Origin of the sequence: Acinetobacter sp. YH12151 (genome assembly GCF_013418355.1) — a bacterium.
GTDB lineage: Bacteria > Pseudomonadota > Gammaproteobacteria > Pseudomonadales > Moraxellaceae > Acinetobacter > Acinetobacter pseudolwoffii.
In genome coordinates, this window is record NZ_VPCG01000007.1 from 91,800 (window position 1) to 109,350 (window position 17,551).

Consider the following 17,551-nt stretch of genomic DNA (forward strand, 5'->3'; position numbering starts at 1 on the left):
CTAAGGTGATTGTGTCATTGTACTGGTTTGCGGAAATAAACGTTGTTCCAGCTGTGGCAACATCAATTGCATATTCTTGCCAATCACCCATTGCGGTTCTGAAGGCTCGAAGCCTTGCGCTGATTCCCATTTTGCTACGGTATCTCTGGCCTGTTCGAACGCGGCTTGCAGACTGCTATTTTCACGCATCGCTTCATCAAAGAATGCACGGCCAAAATAGGTATAATCCGCTTCATTGGAGCAGCCAAAAGACTGACGGTCAGCTGCCGAAGCCGTAACCACCAGGGTATTGTCATTCTGCAGGGCCGAAGCAAAGCTGCCGGAAAAACAGGCCGAGATCACAATCACACGCCAGCGAATGCCTGCTGCATCCAGTGTTTCACGTAACCATTTTGGATCGACCTGGGCCAAATCCAGCGGCGCATTTTCCATTTCAAACACATTTGGCAGACCATGAGAGGTCATATATAAAAATAACACATCACTTTCACGGTTCATCTGCTGGCCCATACGGCGCAATGCCAGTTCTATACTGGTTTTGGAGGCAATCGGCAGGGTGGTACGTGTCGCCGGATGATTGACCAAAGCAATAGAACGGCCATAAGTGCCAAAACGGGTATCAAACTGCTCTTTAATCCGCTCGATTTCAGAATGAAATACATCCTGATAACTTGCGCCAGCCACGCCCATAAAATACCAGTGCGATTGGGCAAATTCACCGTATTCGATATTTTCCAGGGCTTTATTCAGCAAAATTGGCTGCGCATAAAATGCATCTTCGGCAAAGCTCGGTGGAATTTCTTCGACTTTCCAGATCGGTTGATCTTTGACTGAAATTTGCCAGACCACCAGCGTAAACAAGGTCGCCAGCATAATCAGCGCACGTTCCCACCACGGCCATTTTAATTCACGTGAAATTACCCAGACCACAGCCAGACTTTGCCAGACAAATAACATGACAAACAGGGTCGGAATATAGTCATAGAGGATATAAGGCAGATAGTCCAGATCGCCCAGATATTGAATCAGGCACTGGAACAGCATGATATGAGTATCTAAAACCAGCCATAACAATGCCGGCACCAGCATCAAACGCAGGTTATTGATCCGTTGCGACAGAAAGATACCCACAATCAGCGCAATAAAAGGCCAAAGTGCATAACTAATCAGACCTTGAGAGTTAAAATCTCCTATACGGCCTGAACTGAGCCAGCTAAATAGGCTGTTGGCACAACCACCCAGAATCCCCCAGAACACCAATTGCATGATCGATGGACGAACCAGTTGCAATGAACGCCGAGATCCCAGAAATAACCACATCCCGGCAATTTGGTTGCTCTTAAAATCGTGCCAAAAATTAATGGAGGGTTTAAAGTCGATCATAGAATTTCAAGGAGATCAGTGGCTCGCTAAGGTGCTGAATAAGTTTATGCTTGATAACGGTTTTATCAATGCCAATTGTTAAATATACAACAAATCCTTGCTTAATATTGAAACAATTATCTTATTCAGCCACAAGTTCATGCTGAAAATATGCATCAAAACGGCAGGCATCACCCTGCCATTGATGATGAGGTTCTTTTTCTGCCAAAAACACCGCCAGACGTGGACGTTTGACCACCACACGTTTGGCAATTTTTTGCGCCAATTCCAACAGGTTATCTCCCAGATCCATTTCGCCATCTTCAGGCAAAAGCATGTGCAAGAGCTGCATCTGTTTTTTGACTTGCGCCTGTTTCTTAACCGCCTGCTGGTTCTGATCCCGCTGCGGGAACATCGGATCCAGATAGACCACATCTACAGTTCGATGCTGCTCGGCTTGCTGCTTCAGATAATCGGCTGAATCAGAAAAGACCAGTTGAATCCGTGATACGACTTGACTCAGAAATACATCAGATTGTGCACGGGTATGGGTATCTTCAAGTAAAGTAAATAATATGGGATGTCGTTCGACCAGCGTGACTTGGGCACCTAAATGCGCCATCAATAAACTGTCATGTCCCAGACCCGCGGTGGCATCGATCAAGCTCGGTTTCTCGGCTAAATGACAGGCACGTGCAATCATTTCAGATTTTAAAGATGCACGTTTTAAACGTCCGGTCTCGGCTTGCCAGTCCGGTTGCATTTTCATGCCATGGGCACAAAGCCAAAGTCCATTCTCATCCACACATAAGGCCAGTTCAGGATTCAGACGAAAGAAACGTGCATTGAGTTTTTCAACCGTTTCAATTTCGACCTGCACCCCACGAGAAGAAAGCACAGCCCCGAAGTGCTGTGCTTTCTGTTGATCGTCAGATTCGGCATATAAGCGAATCGCGCTTACCATAATTTCCAACCTGTATAGGCAAATAATAAAATCAGCAGACCCGAAGCAATACGATACCAGGCAAAGATCATAAAGTCGCGTTTAGCGACATAAGCCACCAGCGCGCGGATGAGTAACAGTGCCGAAATAAAAGAAACCAGAAGCCCGACCCCGATCACGGCCCAGTCTTCAGTAGTATTTAGCACATCATAACTTTGATAAAGATCCAGCAGGCCGGCACCAATAATGACCGGAATACCCAGAAAGAATGAAAATTCAGTCGCGGCCTTACGTGATACACCTAAAAACATCGCACCGATAATGGTCGCACCTGAACGAGAGGTTCCCGGAATCAAGGACAAGACCTGAATCAGACCAATCCAGATGGCATCTTTAATACTGAGATCTTCAACTTCATGTGCACGAACTTGAGGCGGATGTTTTTCAATCCAGATAATGATCAGGCCACCCACAATCAAACCAATGGCAATGGCAATATCATTAAACAGAAACTGTTTGACCGTTTGCCCCAAGGTCAGTCCAATCAATATAATTGGAATCGAGGCCAAAATCAGGCCGATCCCTAAGCGACGACCCTGTGGCTCACCGCTGACAATTCCGGTTGCTGCTCCCCAAAGACGGGCCCAATATTCATAAATTACCGCTGCAATGGCACCCATTTGAATGGCAATGACGAATACATCACTCTTTTCCTTGGTCCAGAAATTCATTAATTCTGATGCCAAAATTAAATGGCCAGTACTGGAAATCGGCAAAAATTCGGTAATACCTTCGATAATACCCATGATTGCCGCTTTGAGTAGCAGTAAAAGATCCATGCTTTATCCTAATTAATTATGCTTTGCCTTGTTCAGGAATTTTTTTCCACGCGTTATCACGTAAATACACCGGCAGCGCCAATTCTGCACTGACCCAGTTTTCTGTGTGTGCTGCTGCACGTGCGATGCTGGCAATATCCTGTGCGGTCGCATGCACATTTTTATACATTGAAGCTTCAGTTTGTACCAGCTCAGCACCAGAGCCCACCGGCGTAAACCGAACAGCTTGACTGCCTTCGGCATAACTTAATAATTGTTCTTCATCGACCGGCTGCATGATCCCCTCTGCATCCAGTTGATAGCTCGCGATATAAACTTCGCTCATGCGTGCATCTAACACGGCAGAAACTTCAGTCAGACCATGTACACGGTAAGCTGCCTGCGCCAAGGCCTGTAAAGTCGACACCGGAATCACCGGCACATCATTTGACCAGGCCAGCGCCTGCGTGACTGCGGCATTAATCCGCACGCCGCTAAAAGAACCCGGACCACGACTAAAAGCAATCGCGGTTAAATCACCAATCGCCAGCCCAAGATCTTGCAGACCTTGTTCAATCATTGGGAGAATCGTTTGCGTTTGTGCCTTGGCGCGCGCATCAAGCTGAAAAAATAGTTCTTGAGTATCATCGATCACAGAGACGGAACACTGCTCATTGGCAGTCTCCAATGCCAGCACTTTCATGCACAACCTTAATTCAGAGAATATAAAAAACGCGGATATAATACTCCACTCATATCCGCTACGCGAGATTTTCCCGAAACAGATACAAAAATGCCTAGAAAATTCTAGGCTTATCATGATTTTCTAGAACATCGTATTAAAGCTGAACTTGTTCCAGATCCTGAAATTTCTGAAAATGCCCGGCATAGTGCAGGGCACTCATTTTCAGCTTTTGAATACTGTCTTGATCCAGCGTTTTTACCACTTTGCCCGGTGAACCCATCACCACCGAATTATCCGGAATGATCTTGCCTTCAGGAATCAGGGCATTGGCACCAATAATACAATTCTTGCCAATCACCGCATGATTCAGAATCACCGCCTGAATCCCGATCAGGCTGTTATCACCAATGGTACAGCCATGTAACATGGCCTGATGTCCGATGGTGACATAATTTCCAATTTGCATCTCAATACCGGCATCGGTATGCAGCACGGCATTTTCCTGCACATTGCTGAAATCACCCAGTTTGATTTTACTGTTATCTGCCCGTACCACGGCACCAAACCAGATGCTGACCTGCTGCCCGAGTTCGACTTGTCCAATTACTGTTGCCGTTGGTGCGACCCAGCCATCCCATGGCTGCTGTGTAGCAGTCGGTGTGTGTCCCTGAAATTTATACAACATTGATAAAATCCTGTTCAATGGTTAAAAAAATTTGGAGCGTTTAAAACTTGGTGAATTGAGCAGGAATGGCCAGTCTTTTTTATAATCCAATCCATACTGGAACAAAGAAATCAGCATACGTGCCGTCAATCCCCAGACCACTTCATTTTCTACCCGCATACTTGGAAAATATAAAGATTGCTGGGCAAAGCGGACTTCATAAGGTGTGGGCGTGGCTTCAAGCAAATGTTGCAATGAGGCAAAGAAAATCCGGTCGATTTCCGTTGGTTGCGGAATCAGCTGCACTTGCGGCGGAATCAGCCCCACAATCGGCTTAACCAGCATGCCATTACGGGCTTTCTGCATGGGCAAGTCCCCCATCAGCTGCACATCAAAGGGATTTAATGCCGTTTCCTCATAGGCTTCTCTTAAAGCCACGACAATATTGCTGGTATCTTGTGGATCGCGCTTGCCACCCGGAAACGAAACCTCTCCGGCATGATTATTCAAATAGGCCGAACGGCGGGTCAGCAATACTTTGGGATCAGCTTCATCGGTGATCGCAATCAACACGGCAGCATGCGCAGATCGAATACGCCTGGAAAAGCGTAATCGTTGCTGCAACTTTTGTGTCAACTCACGCGCATCCATTCTTTCAGCCCTAGCCATGATCATAATTTCATCATAGCTGATTTTTGATTCAGCGGGATAGAAATGATGCCAAATTTTGATTTTTCAGTTATCCTGAGCTTACTTTTATCATTGATGATGAATATGAACTTCTGTGTGAATTGTGGACATAAAACGACCGAAAAAATTCCTTTGGGCGACCAACAAATCCGCAGCGTGTGTAATTCATGTGGCTCTATTCATTATATTAATCCAAAAGTCATTTGTGGCGCGCTGGTACTCTGGGACAATAAAGTCCTGCTGTGCCGCCGCGCCATTGAACCGCGTTACGGTTTATGGACTTTACCTGCCGGCTATATGGAACTGTTTGAAACCATGGAGCAAGGTGCTGCACGGGAAACCCGTGAAGAAGCTGAAGCCGAAGTGGAGATTGAGCAGTTGTACTGTATGTATAACATTCCGCGTATTGGCCAGATTTATGTGCTGTTCAAAGCCAATCTGATTGATGGAAAATTTGGTGCTGGTGAGGAAACCATCGAAGCACGTTTATTCGATGAAGCAGATATTCCGTGGACCGAGCTGGCTTTCCCAAGTGTAGAACATACACTAAGACATTATTTTGCAGACCGTAAAAATAATATTTTCCCGATGCATTTAGAAACCTTAGGTTCGCGTCTGGATCATACCGGTTAAATCCAATAGATTGAGCGCGCATAAAAAAATCCCATACGCAGATGGGATTTTTTTATTTATGGGACATTACGCTTTAGCTTTGACGCGATAACAATCTGCAAGTTTAAACTCAACAGACCCACCGCTTCGTTTGGCCAGACCAATATCGTCAGGCGTTTCATCCTCATTATTATTGTTATAAATTTTCTGGAAACTGGCATAGGTATTGGCCCATTGCACGCCGTCTCCGACCGAATTCAGGAAGGTGACCCGCCCATTCTGACCGGCAGCAGTATCCAGTACATTGGACAAATTCAGCAAAGCACCGCCAATCACAATCGAATCATTTGAATTTGGTGAAGACTGGATGCATGAGTCGACCCCAACCAATGCACCATTCAAATCCCCTAATTTTACATTGGCCAAAATCAGACGCATCGAAACCGATTTATCACGAACAAATGCACGGCCTAAAGTTCCAAGCCGGTATTGCTGTACGCCATTCAATAATAAATTGTTATCAAGCACATCGCCCTCACAGCCTGTTATTGGGTCGGTCGCAAGATTATTCTCAGATTGCATATTGGTTCGCACATCACCATTACTATCAATCACAATCCCCAAAGTGACTGGACTGACCGTTGTGTCACTAAACTTAAACTCCAGATTGGCATACATCGGGAAGATATACTTCTCCCCACTAGCTACATTCTGCTCTGTTTTAAATACCGCGCGATCCAGATAGCGGATTGAGAAAATTTTATATAAATCAATACTTCCATTAGGCTTTGTTGCACAAACCTATCTGTAAAGGCTTTTTTAGCGATATAATTTTCAAATGAAGAAGCCTACACAGAAAATCTACCGCACAACCAATTGGTCCTCGTATAACCAAGCTTTAATCAAGCGAGGAAATATTTCAATCTGGTTTGATCCTAAGACCCAATGGTATGCACAACCACAAGGCAAGCACGGACGAAATCAAACTTATTCCGATACAGCGATTCAATGCTGTTTAATGATCAAATCTCTATTCCGTCTTTCTTTACGTATGGTCACTGGCTTTGCTCAAAGCCTGATTAAACTCTGTGGCTGAGCAGCCCCGAATATCAGTGATATTCGTACTCCACCCTCTGTAGACGACAAAAGCATATTGATATTGCGATAAGCTATCAGAAAAGTCGTGATGGGTTACACCTACTCATGGACTCTACAGGCATGAAGTTTCTAGGTGAGGGCGAATGGAAACGCAAGAAACATGGATCTGAATATCGTCGCCAATGGCGTAAACTTCATATTGGTATAGATGCCAAAACCCTACAAATACGAGCAGTTCAGCTTACAACCAATAATGTCAGTGATTCACAGGTGCTTGGTGATTTACTTGATCAGATTCCACAAGATGAGCGGATTGACTCTGTTTATACCGATGGAGCTTATGACACCAAGCAATGCCGTCAGGTCATTGCAGATCGGCAAGCGCATGCGGTGATTCCACCTAGAAAAAATGCGAAACCATGGAAAGATACAAAGAGCAGCTCGCTAGAACGAAATGAATTACTTCGAACAGTTAAACGTTTAGGCAGGACACTATGGAAAAAATGGTCAGGCTATCATCGGCGAAGTTTGGTTGAAACTAAGATGCATTGCATCAAATTATTAGGAGATAAACTCAGTGCAAGGAGTTTTGATAGCCAAGTGAATGAGATCCATGTACGTGTAGCAGTCCTTAACAGATTTACGGAATTAGGTCGACCACTTACCCAAGTTACGCCTTAAATTTGGCTCAATTAGGGGCGCTTTGCATTTCAAATCTTTGTGCAACAAAGCCCTTCGAATCTGCAATTTTAATACTTTCAATGAAGATCTCACCAGATTCACGTGTAGTTACTGGAGTTGTACCTGAAAGTCCCACAGTTACACCTTTAGTTGAATTATCCAGAATACCTAGATTTTTAATTTCTAGGCCAGCAACCATTTTAGTATTCAGTTTGATCATCGCACCTTGAGGTGCGGCACCTAATTGGATATTTGCATCCATCACACCTGTTTTAACTTCTAAACCACTGAGGATATCATTTATAACCGCACCTCCACCTCGACGAATTGTATCTACATTATCACCTACACCTTTTACGCCAGATGCAGTTACACCAATTCGACCGATCTTGATATCAAGACCTGATACTTGTGCTGCAATATTAATGAAAGGATTAGCCCCCCTGCACCAGCATCTGAATCAATCACCAAGTCAGCAAGATTACGAGATTGAAGTAAGTAAGCACCACCATCATCATAGTTAGCACCAATTACTACACCATGAGTTGCAGTAGTCGGATTAGCAAGAGCAGCGGCATCAGGAGCTACATCAGTCGTACCGCGAATAACGATTGCACCTGCCGTACCTGTCCCACCTTTATCAACAGCTAAACCGTCATTATCATGAATAAATAACTTTTCAATAGCGATTTTTGAAATACCGATCCCGATAGTAATACCGCTTTGACCCGTTGTTTCGCTTAGAGATGCTTCATCCATAGCTTGCATCGCCATCGCATTGGCACTAAATGCAACTGAAGTCGCCAGAACTAATTTTGTGAATTTTTTCATTGTTTACTCTCCCAAGAGTAGTATTTTTTTTGGTTGTGAATCACTCAATGTTCACGCTGTATTTTTTATTTTCTGACAACGCAAAACATCTTTCCTTGAGTAATTTGCTTGCAGAACTAAGTTATCTCCGAGCAATCATTTGATCAACTGTTGTTGGTCGCAATCCAATGCTTACCGATAAACGGTATTTGATGATTTAAAAATATTTTCCTGTCTTCTTGATATAAAATAGCGAGTCATATTGAACTCTGCTTAACTGAATGACCGAAGCTCTCTATCATCGCCCCTTAAAATTTAAATCACCTCTGGTTGCAGATGTATTATCCGCATTAAAGACATTGGGGCATCTGGTGTATTTAAATAATAATGGTCAGCCTTTTATTGCCTGCTGTGCTCAAGAATATTTTATTGTGCAGCAATCACATATTCAGTCGTTTCAAAGAGTGGAAATTGAACAATATCAACCCAGATCATCTGAGTTTAGTTTGGAAATTGATGCATTAAGAAATCCTCACAAGAATGGATTTCATGGAGGTTATGTCGGTTTTATTGGCTATGATTATGCGGCTCAGCAATATATTCAGTATCCGGACCGCTCTCAACCTGGTTTATTTATCGGTCAATTTTCTTCCTATATTAAACTAAGCTCTGAGGGATGGATGTTCTATAGTGATGATCCACAAGCAGAGCAGATCTTCGATTATATTCAGAACTTACTTAATCAAAATAAAATTCGTCCGACGTTTCAGTTAATAAGCCCTTGTACTTCACGCTGGACCAAAACGGTCTACAGCAAGGCATTTCAGAAAATTCAGGATTATATTATTGCAGGTGACTGCTATCAGATTAATCTGACACAAGAATTTAATGGTCGCGCACAAGGTTCCCTCTTAGCAACCGCCCAAGCCTTCTGGACATTAACCGAAGCGCCTTATGCGGGTTATTTGCGTATTGGTGATTTTGAATTATTAAGCTGCTCACCCGAGTTGTTCATTGATTTTGAAACGAAGCGAAAAATTATTACCAAACCGATTAAAGGCACAATGCCCCGTTTTACTGATCCAGTGCTCGATGAACAATCCAGACAGACCCTAAAAGCCTCAGAAAAAGATCAGGCAGAAAATGTCATGATTGTGGATTTATTACGTAATGATTTAAGTGTTTATGCCGAAACAGGCTCGGTCAAAACACCGAAATTATTTAGTATTGAAAGCTTCAATCAAGTTCATCATATGGTCAGTGAAGTTGAAGCGACTTTAAAAGCAGATATCAATCCTTTTGAAGTACTCATGTCTGCTCTTCCAGGTGGCTCGATTACAGGCGCACCCAAAATTCGGGCCATGCAGATTATTGAAGAACTTGAGGGTGCACCACGTGGTGCTTACTGTGGTTCTATGGGCTATTTCAATTTCGATGGCACTGGCTCCTGGAATATTCTGATTCGCTCGATTCAAAAGTATCAGGAAGATATTTCTTTATGGGCCGGTGGTGGTATTACCATTTCTTCAGATTGTGATGCGGAATATCAAGAATGCTTTGATAAGGTTTCAGCGATGCTTGATCTGTTAAATACCTGGTATCAGCCTGAATAAATAAAAAGTGAATTTTAAGATTCGCTTTTTACTACAAATCTCCCCCTTGCGCAGCAATGCTTCTCACCTTTAATAAAGGTGAGAATGCCTCCCTTTAAAACGGGAGGCTAGAAAGGATTTTAATTACACAAAATCTCATTTTTTAGCGTATCTACTAAACGCTGATTTTGCTCATCTGTACCAATCGTAATACGCAAGAATTGATTAATACGAGGTTTGTTGAAATAACGCACGATAATACCACGCTCACGTAACTCACTCGCGAGCTCACCTGCATCTTTAGATACGAATGTGGCAAAAATAAAGTTTGCACTCGAAGGTAATACCTTAAAACCAAGTTCATTCAGCTGAGCTACCAACTTTTCACGACTGGCAATGACTTTATGATTTTGTGCTTCAAAGTATTCCTGATCTTCAAAAGAAGCCACCGCTGCCGCAATGGCAAAACGATCCATCGGATAAGAGTTGAAACTATTTTTGACTGCTTCAAGTGCTGCAATTAAATGTGGCTGAGCAATGGCAAAACCCACACGTAATCCTGCAAGAGAACGCGACTTCGATGTAGTTTGACATACCACTAAGTTTTCGTATTTCTCAACCAGCTTGACTGCCGATTCAGCGCCAAAGTCGACATAGGCTTCATCAATCACCACCACTGAATCTGGATTGGCTTGCAGAATTTCTTCAATCGCACCCAAGCCAAGATCAATACTGGTTGGCGCATTCGGATTGGTGATAATGATACCGCCATTGGCCTGTTTATAATCATCTACCACAATTTCAAAGTCATCATTGAGTGGTAAAATTTTGGTTTTTACCCCAAAGAACTGACTATATACCGGATAGAAACTATAGGTGATGTCTGGATAAAGCAATGGCTGTTCTTGAACAAAGAATGCTTTGAAAATGTGCGCTAAAACTTCATCCGAACCATTCCCGACAAAAACCGTCTCTACAGGCACATGTTGCTGTTTCGCAATCGCCTGTTTAAGTTCAGATGCGTCTGGATCTGGATAAAGGCGCAAAACGTCAGCTGAATTGGCCAATACCTGCTGCACTGCCGCAACCACTTTAGGCGATGGCGGATACGGATTTTCATTGGTATTCAGTTTTAAAATATTCTGGATTTTTGGCTGTTCACCCGGCGTATACGGTTCTAATTCACGTACGTCAGGACTCCAAAAACGCATTTGTTCTGTGGTGATATTCATTTTTAAATTCTCAAAGTTCCCTCTCCTAACCTCTCTTACATTCACTTTAAAACAATGCTTAAAGCTCATTCAGAGAGAGGAATATTCATTCTTTATAATATTTCCCCTCTCCTTAGTAGGAGAGAGTTAGGGAGAGGTTTTATATTTTTAATTACTGGTAACGATAACGCGCCGATCTCGCATGCGCATCCAGATTTTCCTGCTGTGCCAAAATATCTGCTGTTTTCGCCAAGGTTTTAACACCCTCTTGTGAACACATGATCAGGCTTGATCGCTTCTGGAAATCATAAACCCCCAGCGGTGATGAAAAACGTGCTGTACCTGAAGTTGGCAAGACATGGTTTGGCCCGGCACAATAATCACCAATCGCTTCAGGGGTGTAACGACCCATGAAAATCGCGCCTGCATGGCGAATATCTTCTGCCATCTCTTGTGCTTCATCTAAACATAGCATGAGATGTTCTGGCGCCACTTGGTTAATCAGCTCAGCACCTTCAGCACGGTCTTTTACCAATACCAAAGCACCGCGGTTCTCAATTGAAGTACGTGCAATATCTGCTTTCGGTAATGCTTCTAAGTGTTTTTCAATCCACTTTTCAACAGCATCTAAAAGTGCTTCATCAGGTGTAATGAAAACGGCTTGTGCCACAGTGTCATGTTCAGCCTGTGACAATAAGTCCATCGCCAACCATTCAGCGTTATTCTCGCCTTCGGCATAGACCAGAATCTCAGAAGGGCCTGCAATCATATCGATACCGACCTGACCAAACACCGCACGTTTTGCTGCAGCCACAAACCGGTTACCTGGACCAGTAATTTTATCGACAGGTGGTACGGTTTCTGTACCATATGCGAGTGCTGCAACGGCTTGTGCACCACCAATCGTAAAGACACGTGTTACGCCAGCCAAATATGCAGCAGCCAATACCAATGGATTGAGTTCACCATTCGGGGCAGGCACCACCATAATAATTTCAGGGACACCCGCCACATGTGCAGGCACTGCATTCATCAGTACTGAGGATGGATAAGATGCCAGACCACCCGGCACATAAATCCCGACACGATCCAGTGGAGTCACTTTCTGACCGAGCGTATTCCCCAAAGCATCGACATAAGTCCAGCCATCTTGTTTTTGGGCCTGGTGAAACTCACGCACACGCGCTGCAGCTAATTCCAGTGCTTCACGAACTTCAGTCGTTAAACCTTCAAAGGCAGCTTTGAGCTGCTCTTGTGTCAGTTCTAGCTCTGAAAATTGATGCGCCGGATGTCGATCGAACTGTTGAGTGAGTTTAAGAACATGTGCATCACCATGCTGACGAACATCAGCAATAATTTGATCTACAGTTTTTAAAAGTTCAGGATCATTCACAGTCTCAAAAGCCAACAAGTCAGCAAATGCTTGCTTGAAGTTTTGATCTTGGGTCGATAAACGTCGCATCAATTTACCCATCAGGTTTGAATTCGAAGGCTTTAGTTTACCTGTTTTCTAGGCTTTTGTCGGCAGACATAGTGCTCTAGCTCTATGAGTTTTATTGAAAATAGCTTTGGGTAAAATTGATGAAAGGATTTAAATAGAATCTGATATATAGAGAAATAAGAAACCGCCCGGATTGGGCGGTTTCTTAAGCAATCAATTTTAAGCCTGTTTTGCCTTTTCGCGTTCTTCGACTGCTTTTTCAAGCTGAGCCAGAATCGGATTTAACAAGGCTTGCTTACGTTTGAAGCTGGCTTTATTGACGATTAAACGTGAAGAGACTTTACAGATTTCTTCAAGTGGCTCTAAACCATTGGCACGTAAGGTATTACCAGTATCGACCACATCGACAATGTAATCGCCCAGACCGACCAATGGTGCAAGTTCCATTGAACCATACAACTTGATCACATCGACTTGCTCACCCAAGCTGGCATAGTATTGCCGGGTTAAATTCACGTACTTGGTCGCAATTTTCAAACGACCTTTAGGACGCTGCATCCCGACTTTACCAGCTGTCATCAATTTACAAACCGCAATTTTCAGGTCTAATGGTTCATAGACATTTTGCGCACCATGTTCCATCAATACATCTTTACCCGCTACACCAATATCGGCTGCACCATTTTCTACATAAGTCGGCACATCAGAAGCACGTAAAATTAAAATACGAACCTGTTTATGCGTAGTGGGGAAAATCAGTTTACGTGATTTATCCGGATCTTCCAGTAAATTAATCCCTGCTGTTTCAAGCAGTGGCAATGTTTCTTTTAAGATACGACCCTTACTTAATGCCAAAGTTAAACCATGATCAAAATTGCCCATTACGTCAAAGTTTGGATCATCGTTTCTCATATCGCTCATTAATTTACTCGCTTAATTTGGGCACCTAAATTTTGTAACTTTGCTTCTACATTTTCATAACCGCGGTCAATGTGATAAATACGGTCAATCAGTGTTTCACCTTCAGCGGCAAGTGCTGCCAGTACCAAAGAGAAAGAAGCACGTAAATCTGTTGCCATTACGGGTGCGGCAGAAAGTTTTTCTACCCCAGTTACGACAGCATCATTACCTTCGACCTGAATGTTTGCCCCCATACGGGCCAACTCAGGAACATGCATAAAACGGTTTTCAAAAATCGTTTCTGAAATTGTCGCAAAGCCTGCAGCAATGGCATTTACAGCCATGATCTGGGCTTGCATATCAGTTGGAAATTCTGGATGTGGCAAGGTCTGGAAGCTTACGGCTTTCGGACGTTTACCCAGCATATCTAACTCAATCCAGTCGTCGCCACGAGTGACTTCTGCGCCCATTTCTTCAAATTTATCCAGCACAGCTTCCATGAGGGATGGATCTGTGTGTGTGGTTTTGATACGACCACCTGTGATTGCAGCCGCCGCCAGATATGAACCCGTTTCAATCCGGTCAGCCACCACTGCATATTCACAGCCATGCAGACTTTCAACACCAGTCACGATTAACGTATCGGTATCCAAACCTTCAATTTTGGCCCCCATCTTGATCAGCATTTGCGCAAGATCAGTGATTTCAGGCTCACGTGCTGCATTGCGAATTGTGGTCACACCATCGGCCAAGACTGCAGCCATCAGAATATTTTCTGTACCACCGACAGTCACCATATCGAAAACGACTTCGCCACCTTTAAGACGGCCATCGACTTTGGCATGCACATAGCCTGCTTCAACTTCAATCTCTGCACCCAAAGCTTCCAACGCTTTTAAATGCTGATCAACAGGACGTGAACCAATTGCACAACCACCCGGCAAAGACACTTTTGCACTGCCATAGCGCGCCAATAAAGGGCCAAGCACTAAAATAGAAGCACGCATGGTTTTCACGAGCTCATATGGTGCAAACTGGTTATGTAATGTCGAGGTATCCGCAGTAACGGTATCACCTTCATAAGTCATGGTGATCCCAAGACCGGCAATTAGCTTCACCAATGTATTCACATCTTTCAGATCAGGAACATTTTTGAGCGTAATTGGCGTATCGGCAAGAATCATTGCTGCTAATAATGGAAGCGCGGCATTCTTAGCACCAGAAATACGCACTTCACCTTCGAGCTTGATACCGCCCTGAATTAAAAATTTATCCATTAATTTATTAAGCTCCAAATAAGCTTGCTTTGCGCCATTCTTCTTTTGTCATTGCTCGAATTGTCACTGCGTGAACTGCACCACTGGCAATATGGGCATTGAGAGGAGCATAAACAGCTTGTTGACGTGCAACTGGACGCTTACCTTCAAATTGATCATCCACAATACGGAGATCAAATTTTCCGCCCTGACCACTCACAGCAACATCCGCCTCGGGAAAAGCGGCTTCTAAAATTTCAGCGAGCTGTTCATTATTCATCACAAGACCTCTTATAGGACTAAGGGTGTAAAACGAGCCATTTTACTATAAATAGCAAAAATAATTCATGGATCCATACATTATATATATAAAAAAAAGAGGCTTTTAAAACCTCTTTTTCATCATTTGTCCTTTACAAAGCCAAAGCATGCTGCTGTAAATGTATTTCCCGATATCGATCGATCTGGCGTTTTAATTTTTCTGTCAGAAGTTTAATGGAAGTATACATATCATCTGCTGTGGCATGGGCAAAAAACTCGATGCCCGGCAATCGGATAATCGCTTCTGCGATATGATTACTACTGCCTTTTCTGGAGCGTTTATCAATTTGATGATCTTTAGAGAGTTTCACTTGCATACTATTCACCTGATCAAGATGCTTGGTCATTTGTGAAAATTTGGTTTTTATACGTTCTTCAATTGCTGGCGTAATAGATAAATGATGTCCACGAATTATTATTTGCATAGTTCTATCCCTCACCTTCGTTAGGATTAGAAGAGTCACAATATAAAATAATTTAAATACAGCAACTTATAACTCAAAAATCGTATTTTAAGCACTGATTCAAATCATTTTCACTGTTCCTCAAAAGAAAAAAGATTCATTATGCTGTCATAATGAATCTTTAGAATAGCCAGATTTTAAATTTTAGATCAAGACCTTTCGCTCAGAAGATGAAGGAATATGTAACGATTCACGATATTTCGCCACCGTCCGTCTTGCCACATCAATCCCTTCATTTTTCAATATATTGGCGATTGCATTATCAGACAAAGGCTTACGGGCATTTTCTTCAGAAACCAGTTTTTTGATCTTGGCACGAATGGCAGTAGATGAAGCCTCTCCACCTGAAGTCGTGCCCACATGACTCGAGAAGAAATATTTTAATTCAAATAAACCACGCGGTGTCAGCATATATTTATTGGTGGTCACACGCGATACGGTCGATTCATGCAATTCTACTTCTTCGGCAATATCTCTTAAAACCAAAGGTTTCATCCCTTCAGCGCCAATTTCCAAGAACATTTTCTGATGTTCGACAATACAGGTTGCCACTTTTAATAATGTTTTATGCCGCTCATCAACGCTTTTAATGAAATTTTTTGCTTCTAGCATCTGGTTACGTAAATATTGATTATCGTCACTTTGATCTGCACGACGAATCATTTTGGCATAGAAAGGATTGACGCGTAATTTTGGCAATACATCCGGATTTAAATTGACATGCCAAGCGTTATTCTTTTTCATGACCACAACATCTGGCACCTGATAATCCGATTCTTTATTTTCAAATTCCAAGCCCGGGTGAGGTTTCAGAGTTTTTAATAAATCTACCGCACAGCGTAACTGCTCTGGATTTAGCCCAGTTTGTTTAATCAGTTTAGGAAGTTCATTACTAATCAGTAATTCATAATGTTGTAGAAGCTTGATTGCATCATTTCGGTAAGGCGTTGAGGCAGGTAAATGATCAAGCTGAACCAACAGACATTCTGCCAAACTTCTAGACCCTACACCCACCGGATCTAAACGCTGAATATGCTTTAATACGACCGCAACTTCATCATCTTCAATTTCCTCCTCACTCCCCATCGAAGATAGAAGATGTTGTACCGATGCAGTAATTTCAGTCAGCTCAGCATCTAAAAAGCCTTTGTCATCCAGGGAATCGACAATGCAATAAGCGATCAATTTATCAAGCTGTGAAAAATTTAACAGGTTAATTTGCTCAAGCATATATTCCTGTAAGCTCTGATGCCCTTGACGATTGTCTTCGCGCTCTTCGAATTCAGCCGCACCTAAGCTGGTAGGTTGATGAGTATAGACATCATCCCAATCGGTATCTACAGGTAGGTCATCGGGAAGGTGATCCGCATTGAGCTCATTAGTTAGGTCTTTGTGTTCATTATTTGATTCAAGTGTCGATAAGCGTTCAAGAGTAATCTGTTCTTCAACTTTTTCTAATAGAGGGTTACTATCAAGTTGCAGTTGAACTTCTTGTTCCAGTTCCAGACTCGATAATTGTAATAGCCGAATTGCTTGCTGCAATTGTGGAGTTAATGACAGCGAGTTCGCAATTTTTAAGCCCACTGATAGTCTCATTATTACCCCCTTAATTAAAAATCTTGTTCTATAAGCAATTTTTATGCCGTTTTAATTTTTATAACACAGTTTTACCAAAAAACATACGAATTGGCTTTCAAATTCTTATATTTCCCAAATTAATAATTCTCAAATATTTGATTTACAAGAACAAAAAACACCCATTAACGATTTCGCTAAGGGGTGTTTTGAGTAAATTCAGAATATTATTTTTACTTTTTAATTTTGCTATAAATCCCGCACATAAAAAAACACCCCCTGCTGATGCAGGGGGTGTTTTGAATAATGAGCTGGCGATGACTTACTCTCACATGGGTAACCCCACACTACCATCAGCGCAAAGAGGTTTCACTTCTGAGTTCGGGAAGGGATCAGGTGGTTCACTCTTGCTATTGTCGCCAGCACAA

Annotated in this window: 15 protein-coding genes, 1 rRNA gene and 3 pseudogenes; 3 read left to right on the forward strand and 16 right to left on the reverse strand. The window is 42.8% G+C overall.

The window, feature by feature from the left end:
* The 6 genes from FTU82_RS04345 to FTU82_RS04370 form a co-directional block, all read right to left on the reverse strand.
* Window positions 1-1,383 (reverse strand): C13 family peptidase, encoded by a 1,383-nt coding sequence (locus FTU82_RS04345; protein WP_180001083.1) that lies wholly within the window; start codon window positions 1,381-1,383, stop codon window positions 1-3.
* A 121-nt stretch (window positions 1,384-1,504) separates the two neighbouring features.
* Complete coding sequence (locus tag FTU82_RS04350; RefSeq protein WP_074384092.1) at window positions 1,505-2,326, reverse strand: class I SAM-dependent methyltransferase; 822 nt, start codon at window positions 2,324-2,326, stop codon at window positions 1,505-1,507.
* Window positions 2,320-3,144, reverse strand: coding sequence for an undecaprenyl-diphosphate phosphatase (locus FTU82_RS04355; RefSeq protein WP_005095875.1), 825 nt, complete (start codon window positions 3,142-3,144; stop codon window positions 2,320-2,322). Before FTU82_RS04355 ends, FTU82_RS04350 begins: the two co-directional genes overlap by 7 nt.
* A gap of 16 nt (window positions 3,145-3,160) precedes the next feature.
* A complete protein-coding gene (gene tsaB, locus FTU82_RS04360) occupies window positions 3,161-3,826 on the reverse strand; it encodes a tRNA (adenosine(37)-N6)-threonylcarbamoyltransferase complex dimerization subunit type 1 TsaB (RefSeq protein ID WP_074384091.1) in 666 nt (221 codons plus the stop codon).
* A gap of 136 nt (window positions 3,827-3,962) precedes the next feature.
* The gene (locus FTU82_RS04365) at window positions 3,963-4,490 is read right to left on the reverse strand and encodes a gamma carbonic anhydrase family protein (RefSeq protein WP_373683702.1); all 528 of its coding nucleotides are present in this window, start codon (window positions 4,488-4,490) and stop codon (window positions 3,963-3,965) included.
* A 24-nt stretch (window positions 4,491-4,514) separates the two neighbouring features.
* Window positions 4,515-5,123: a CoA pyrophosphatase gene (locus FTU82_RS04370; RefSeq protein ID WP_005095870.1), complete on the reverse strand. Its 609-nt coding sequence runs from the start codon at window positions 5,121-5,123 to the stop codon at window positions 4,515-4,517.
* A gap of 123 nt (window positions 5,124-5,246) precedes the next feature.
* Here FTU82_RS04370 and FTU82_RS04375 point away from each other — a divergent pair, with 123 nt between their 5' ends.
* Window positions 5,247-5,795, forward strand: a complete 549-nt coding sequence (locus FTU82_RS04375) for an NUDIX hydrolase (protein ID WP_167381261.1) — start codon at window positions 5,247-5,249, stop codon at window positions 5,793-5,795.
* A 66-nt stretch (window positions 5,796-5,861) separates the two neighbouring features.
* On the opposite strand, the pseudogene FTU82_RS04380 reads toward FTU82_RS04375, so the two are convergent.
* Window positions 5,862-6,554 (reverse strand): annotated as a pseudogene (locus FTU82_RS04380) (hypothetical protein); the annotation flags it as partial.
* A 58-nt stretch (window positions 6,555-6,612) separates the two neighbouring features.
* On the opposite strand from FTU82_RS04380, the pseudogene FTU82_RS04385 reads away from it, so the two are divergent.
* Window positions 6,613-7,553, forward strand: a pseudogene (locus FTU82_RS04385) (IS5 family transposase).
* Window positions 7,554-7,608: 55 nt separating this feature from the next.
* On the opposite strand, the pseudogene FTU82_RS04390 reads toward FTU82_RS04385, so the two are convergent.
* Window positions 7,609-8,384, reverse strand: a pseudogene (locus tag FTU82_RS04390) (DUF6160 family protein); the annotation flags it as partial.
* Between the two features lie 260 nt (window positions 8,385-8,644).
* Between FTU82_RS04390 and FTU82_RS04395 the strand changes: the two are divergent.
* A complete protein-coding gene (locus FTU82_RS04395; protein WP_005095856.1) occupies window positions 8,645-9,976 on the forward strand; it encodes an anthranilate synthase component I family protein in 1,332 nt (443 codons plus the stop codon).
* 119 nt (window positions 9,977-10,095) lie between these two features.
* On the opposite strand, the gene hisC is transcribed toward FTU82_RS04395, so the two are convergent.
* The 8 genes from hisC to rrf all read right to left on the reverse strand — a co-directional run bounded on the left by hisC (window position 10,096) and on the right by rrf (window position 17,547).
* Window positions 10,096-11,187, reverse strand: a complete 1,092-nt coding sequence (gene hisC / locus FTU82_RS04400; RefSeq protein WP_100357378.1) for a histidinol-phosphate transaminase — start codon at window positions 11,185-11,187, stop codon at window positions 10,096-10,098.
* Between the two features lie 151 nt (window positions 11,188-11,338).
* A complete protein-coding gene (gene hisD / locus FTU82_RS04405) occupies window positions 11,339-12,640 on the reverse strand; it encodes a histidinol dehydrogenase (RefSeq protein ID WP_081273097.1) in 1,302 nt (433 codons plus the stop codon).
* A 186-nt stretch (window positions 12,641-12,826) separates the two neighbouring features.
* On the reverse strand, window positions 12,827-13,528 hold the full coding sequence (gene hisG, locus FTU82_RS04410; RefSeq protein ID WP_004646025.1) for an ATP phosphoribosyltransferase: 702 nt from the start codon (window positions 13,526-13,528) through the stop codon (window positions 12,827-12,829).
* Window positions 13,528-14,784 (reverse strand): UDP-N-acetylglucosamine 1-carboxyvinyltransferase, encoded by a 1,257-nt coding sequence (gene murA / locus FTU82_RS04415; protein WP_180001086.1) that lies wholly within the window; start codon window positions 14,782-14,784, stop codon window positions 13,528-13,530. The genes hisG and murA overlap by 1 nt, the downstream gene beginning before the upstream one ends.
* Before the next feature lie 7 nt (window positions 14,785-14,791).
* Entirely contained in the window at window positions 14,792-15,043 is a 252-nt protein-coding gene (ibaG, locus tag FTU82_RS04420; protein WP_004730742.1) for a BolA family iron metabolism protein IbaG, read from the reverse strand.
* A gap of 133 nt (window positions 15,044-15,176) precedes the next feature.
* The gene (hpf, locus tag FTU82_RS04425; RefSeq protein ID WP_180001087.1) at window positions 15,177-15,509 is read right to left on the reverse strand and encodes a ribosome hibernation-promoting factor, HPF/YfiA family; all 333 of its coding nucleotides are present in this window, start codon (window positions 15,507-15,509) and stop codon (window positions 15,177-15,179) included.
* A 183-nt stretch (window positions 15,510-15,692) separates the two neighbouring features.
* Window positions 15,693-17,144 (reverse strand): RNA polymerase factor sigma-54, encoded by a 1,452-nt coding sequence (locus tag FTU82_RS04430; RefSeq protein ID WP_180001088.1) that lies wholly within the window; start codon window positions 17,142-17,144, stop codon window positions 15,693-15,695.
* A 288-nt stretch (window positions 17,145-17,432) separates the two neighbouring features.
* Window positions 17,433-17,547, reverse strand: a 5S ribosomal RNA gene (gene rrf / locus FTU82_RS04435).
* Window positions 17,548-17,551: the final 4 nt, after the last annotated feature.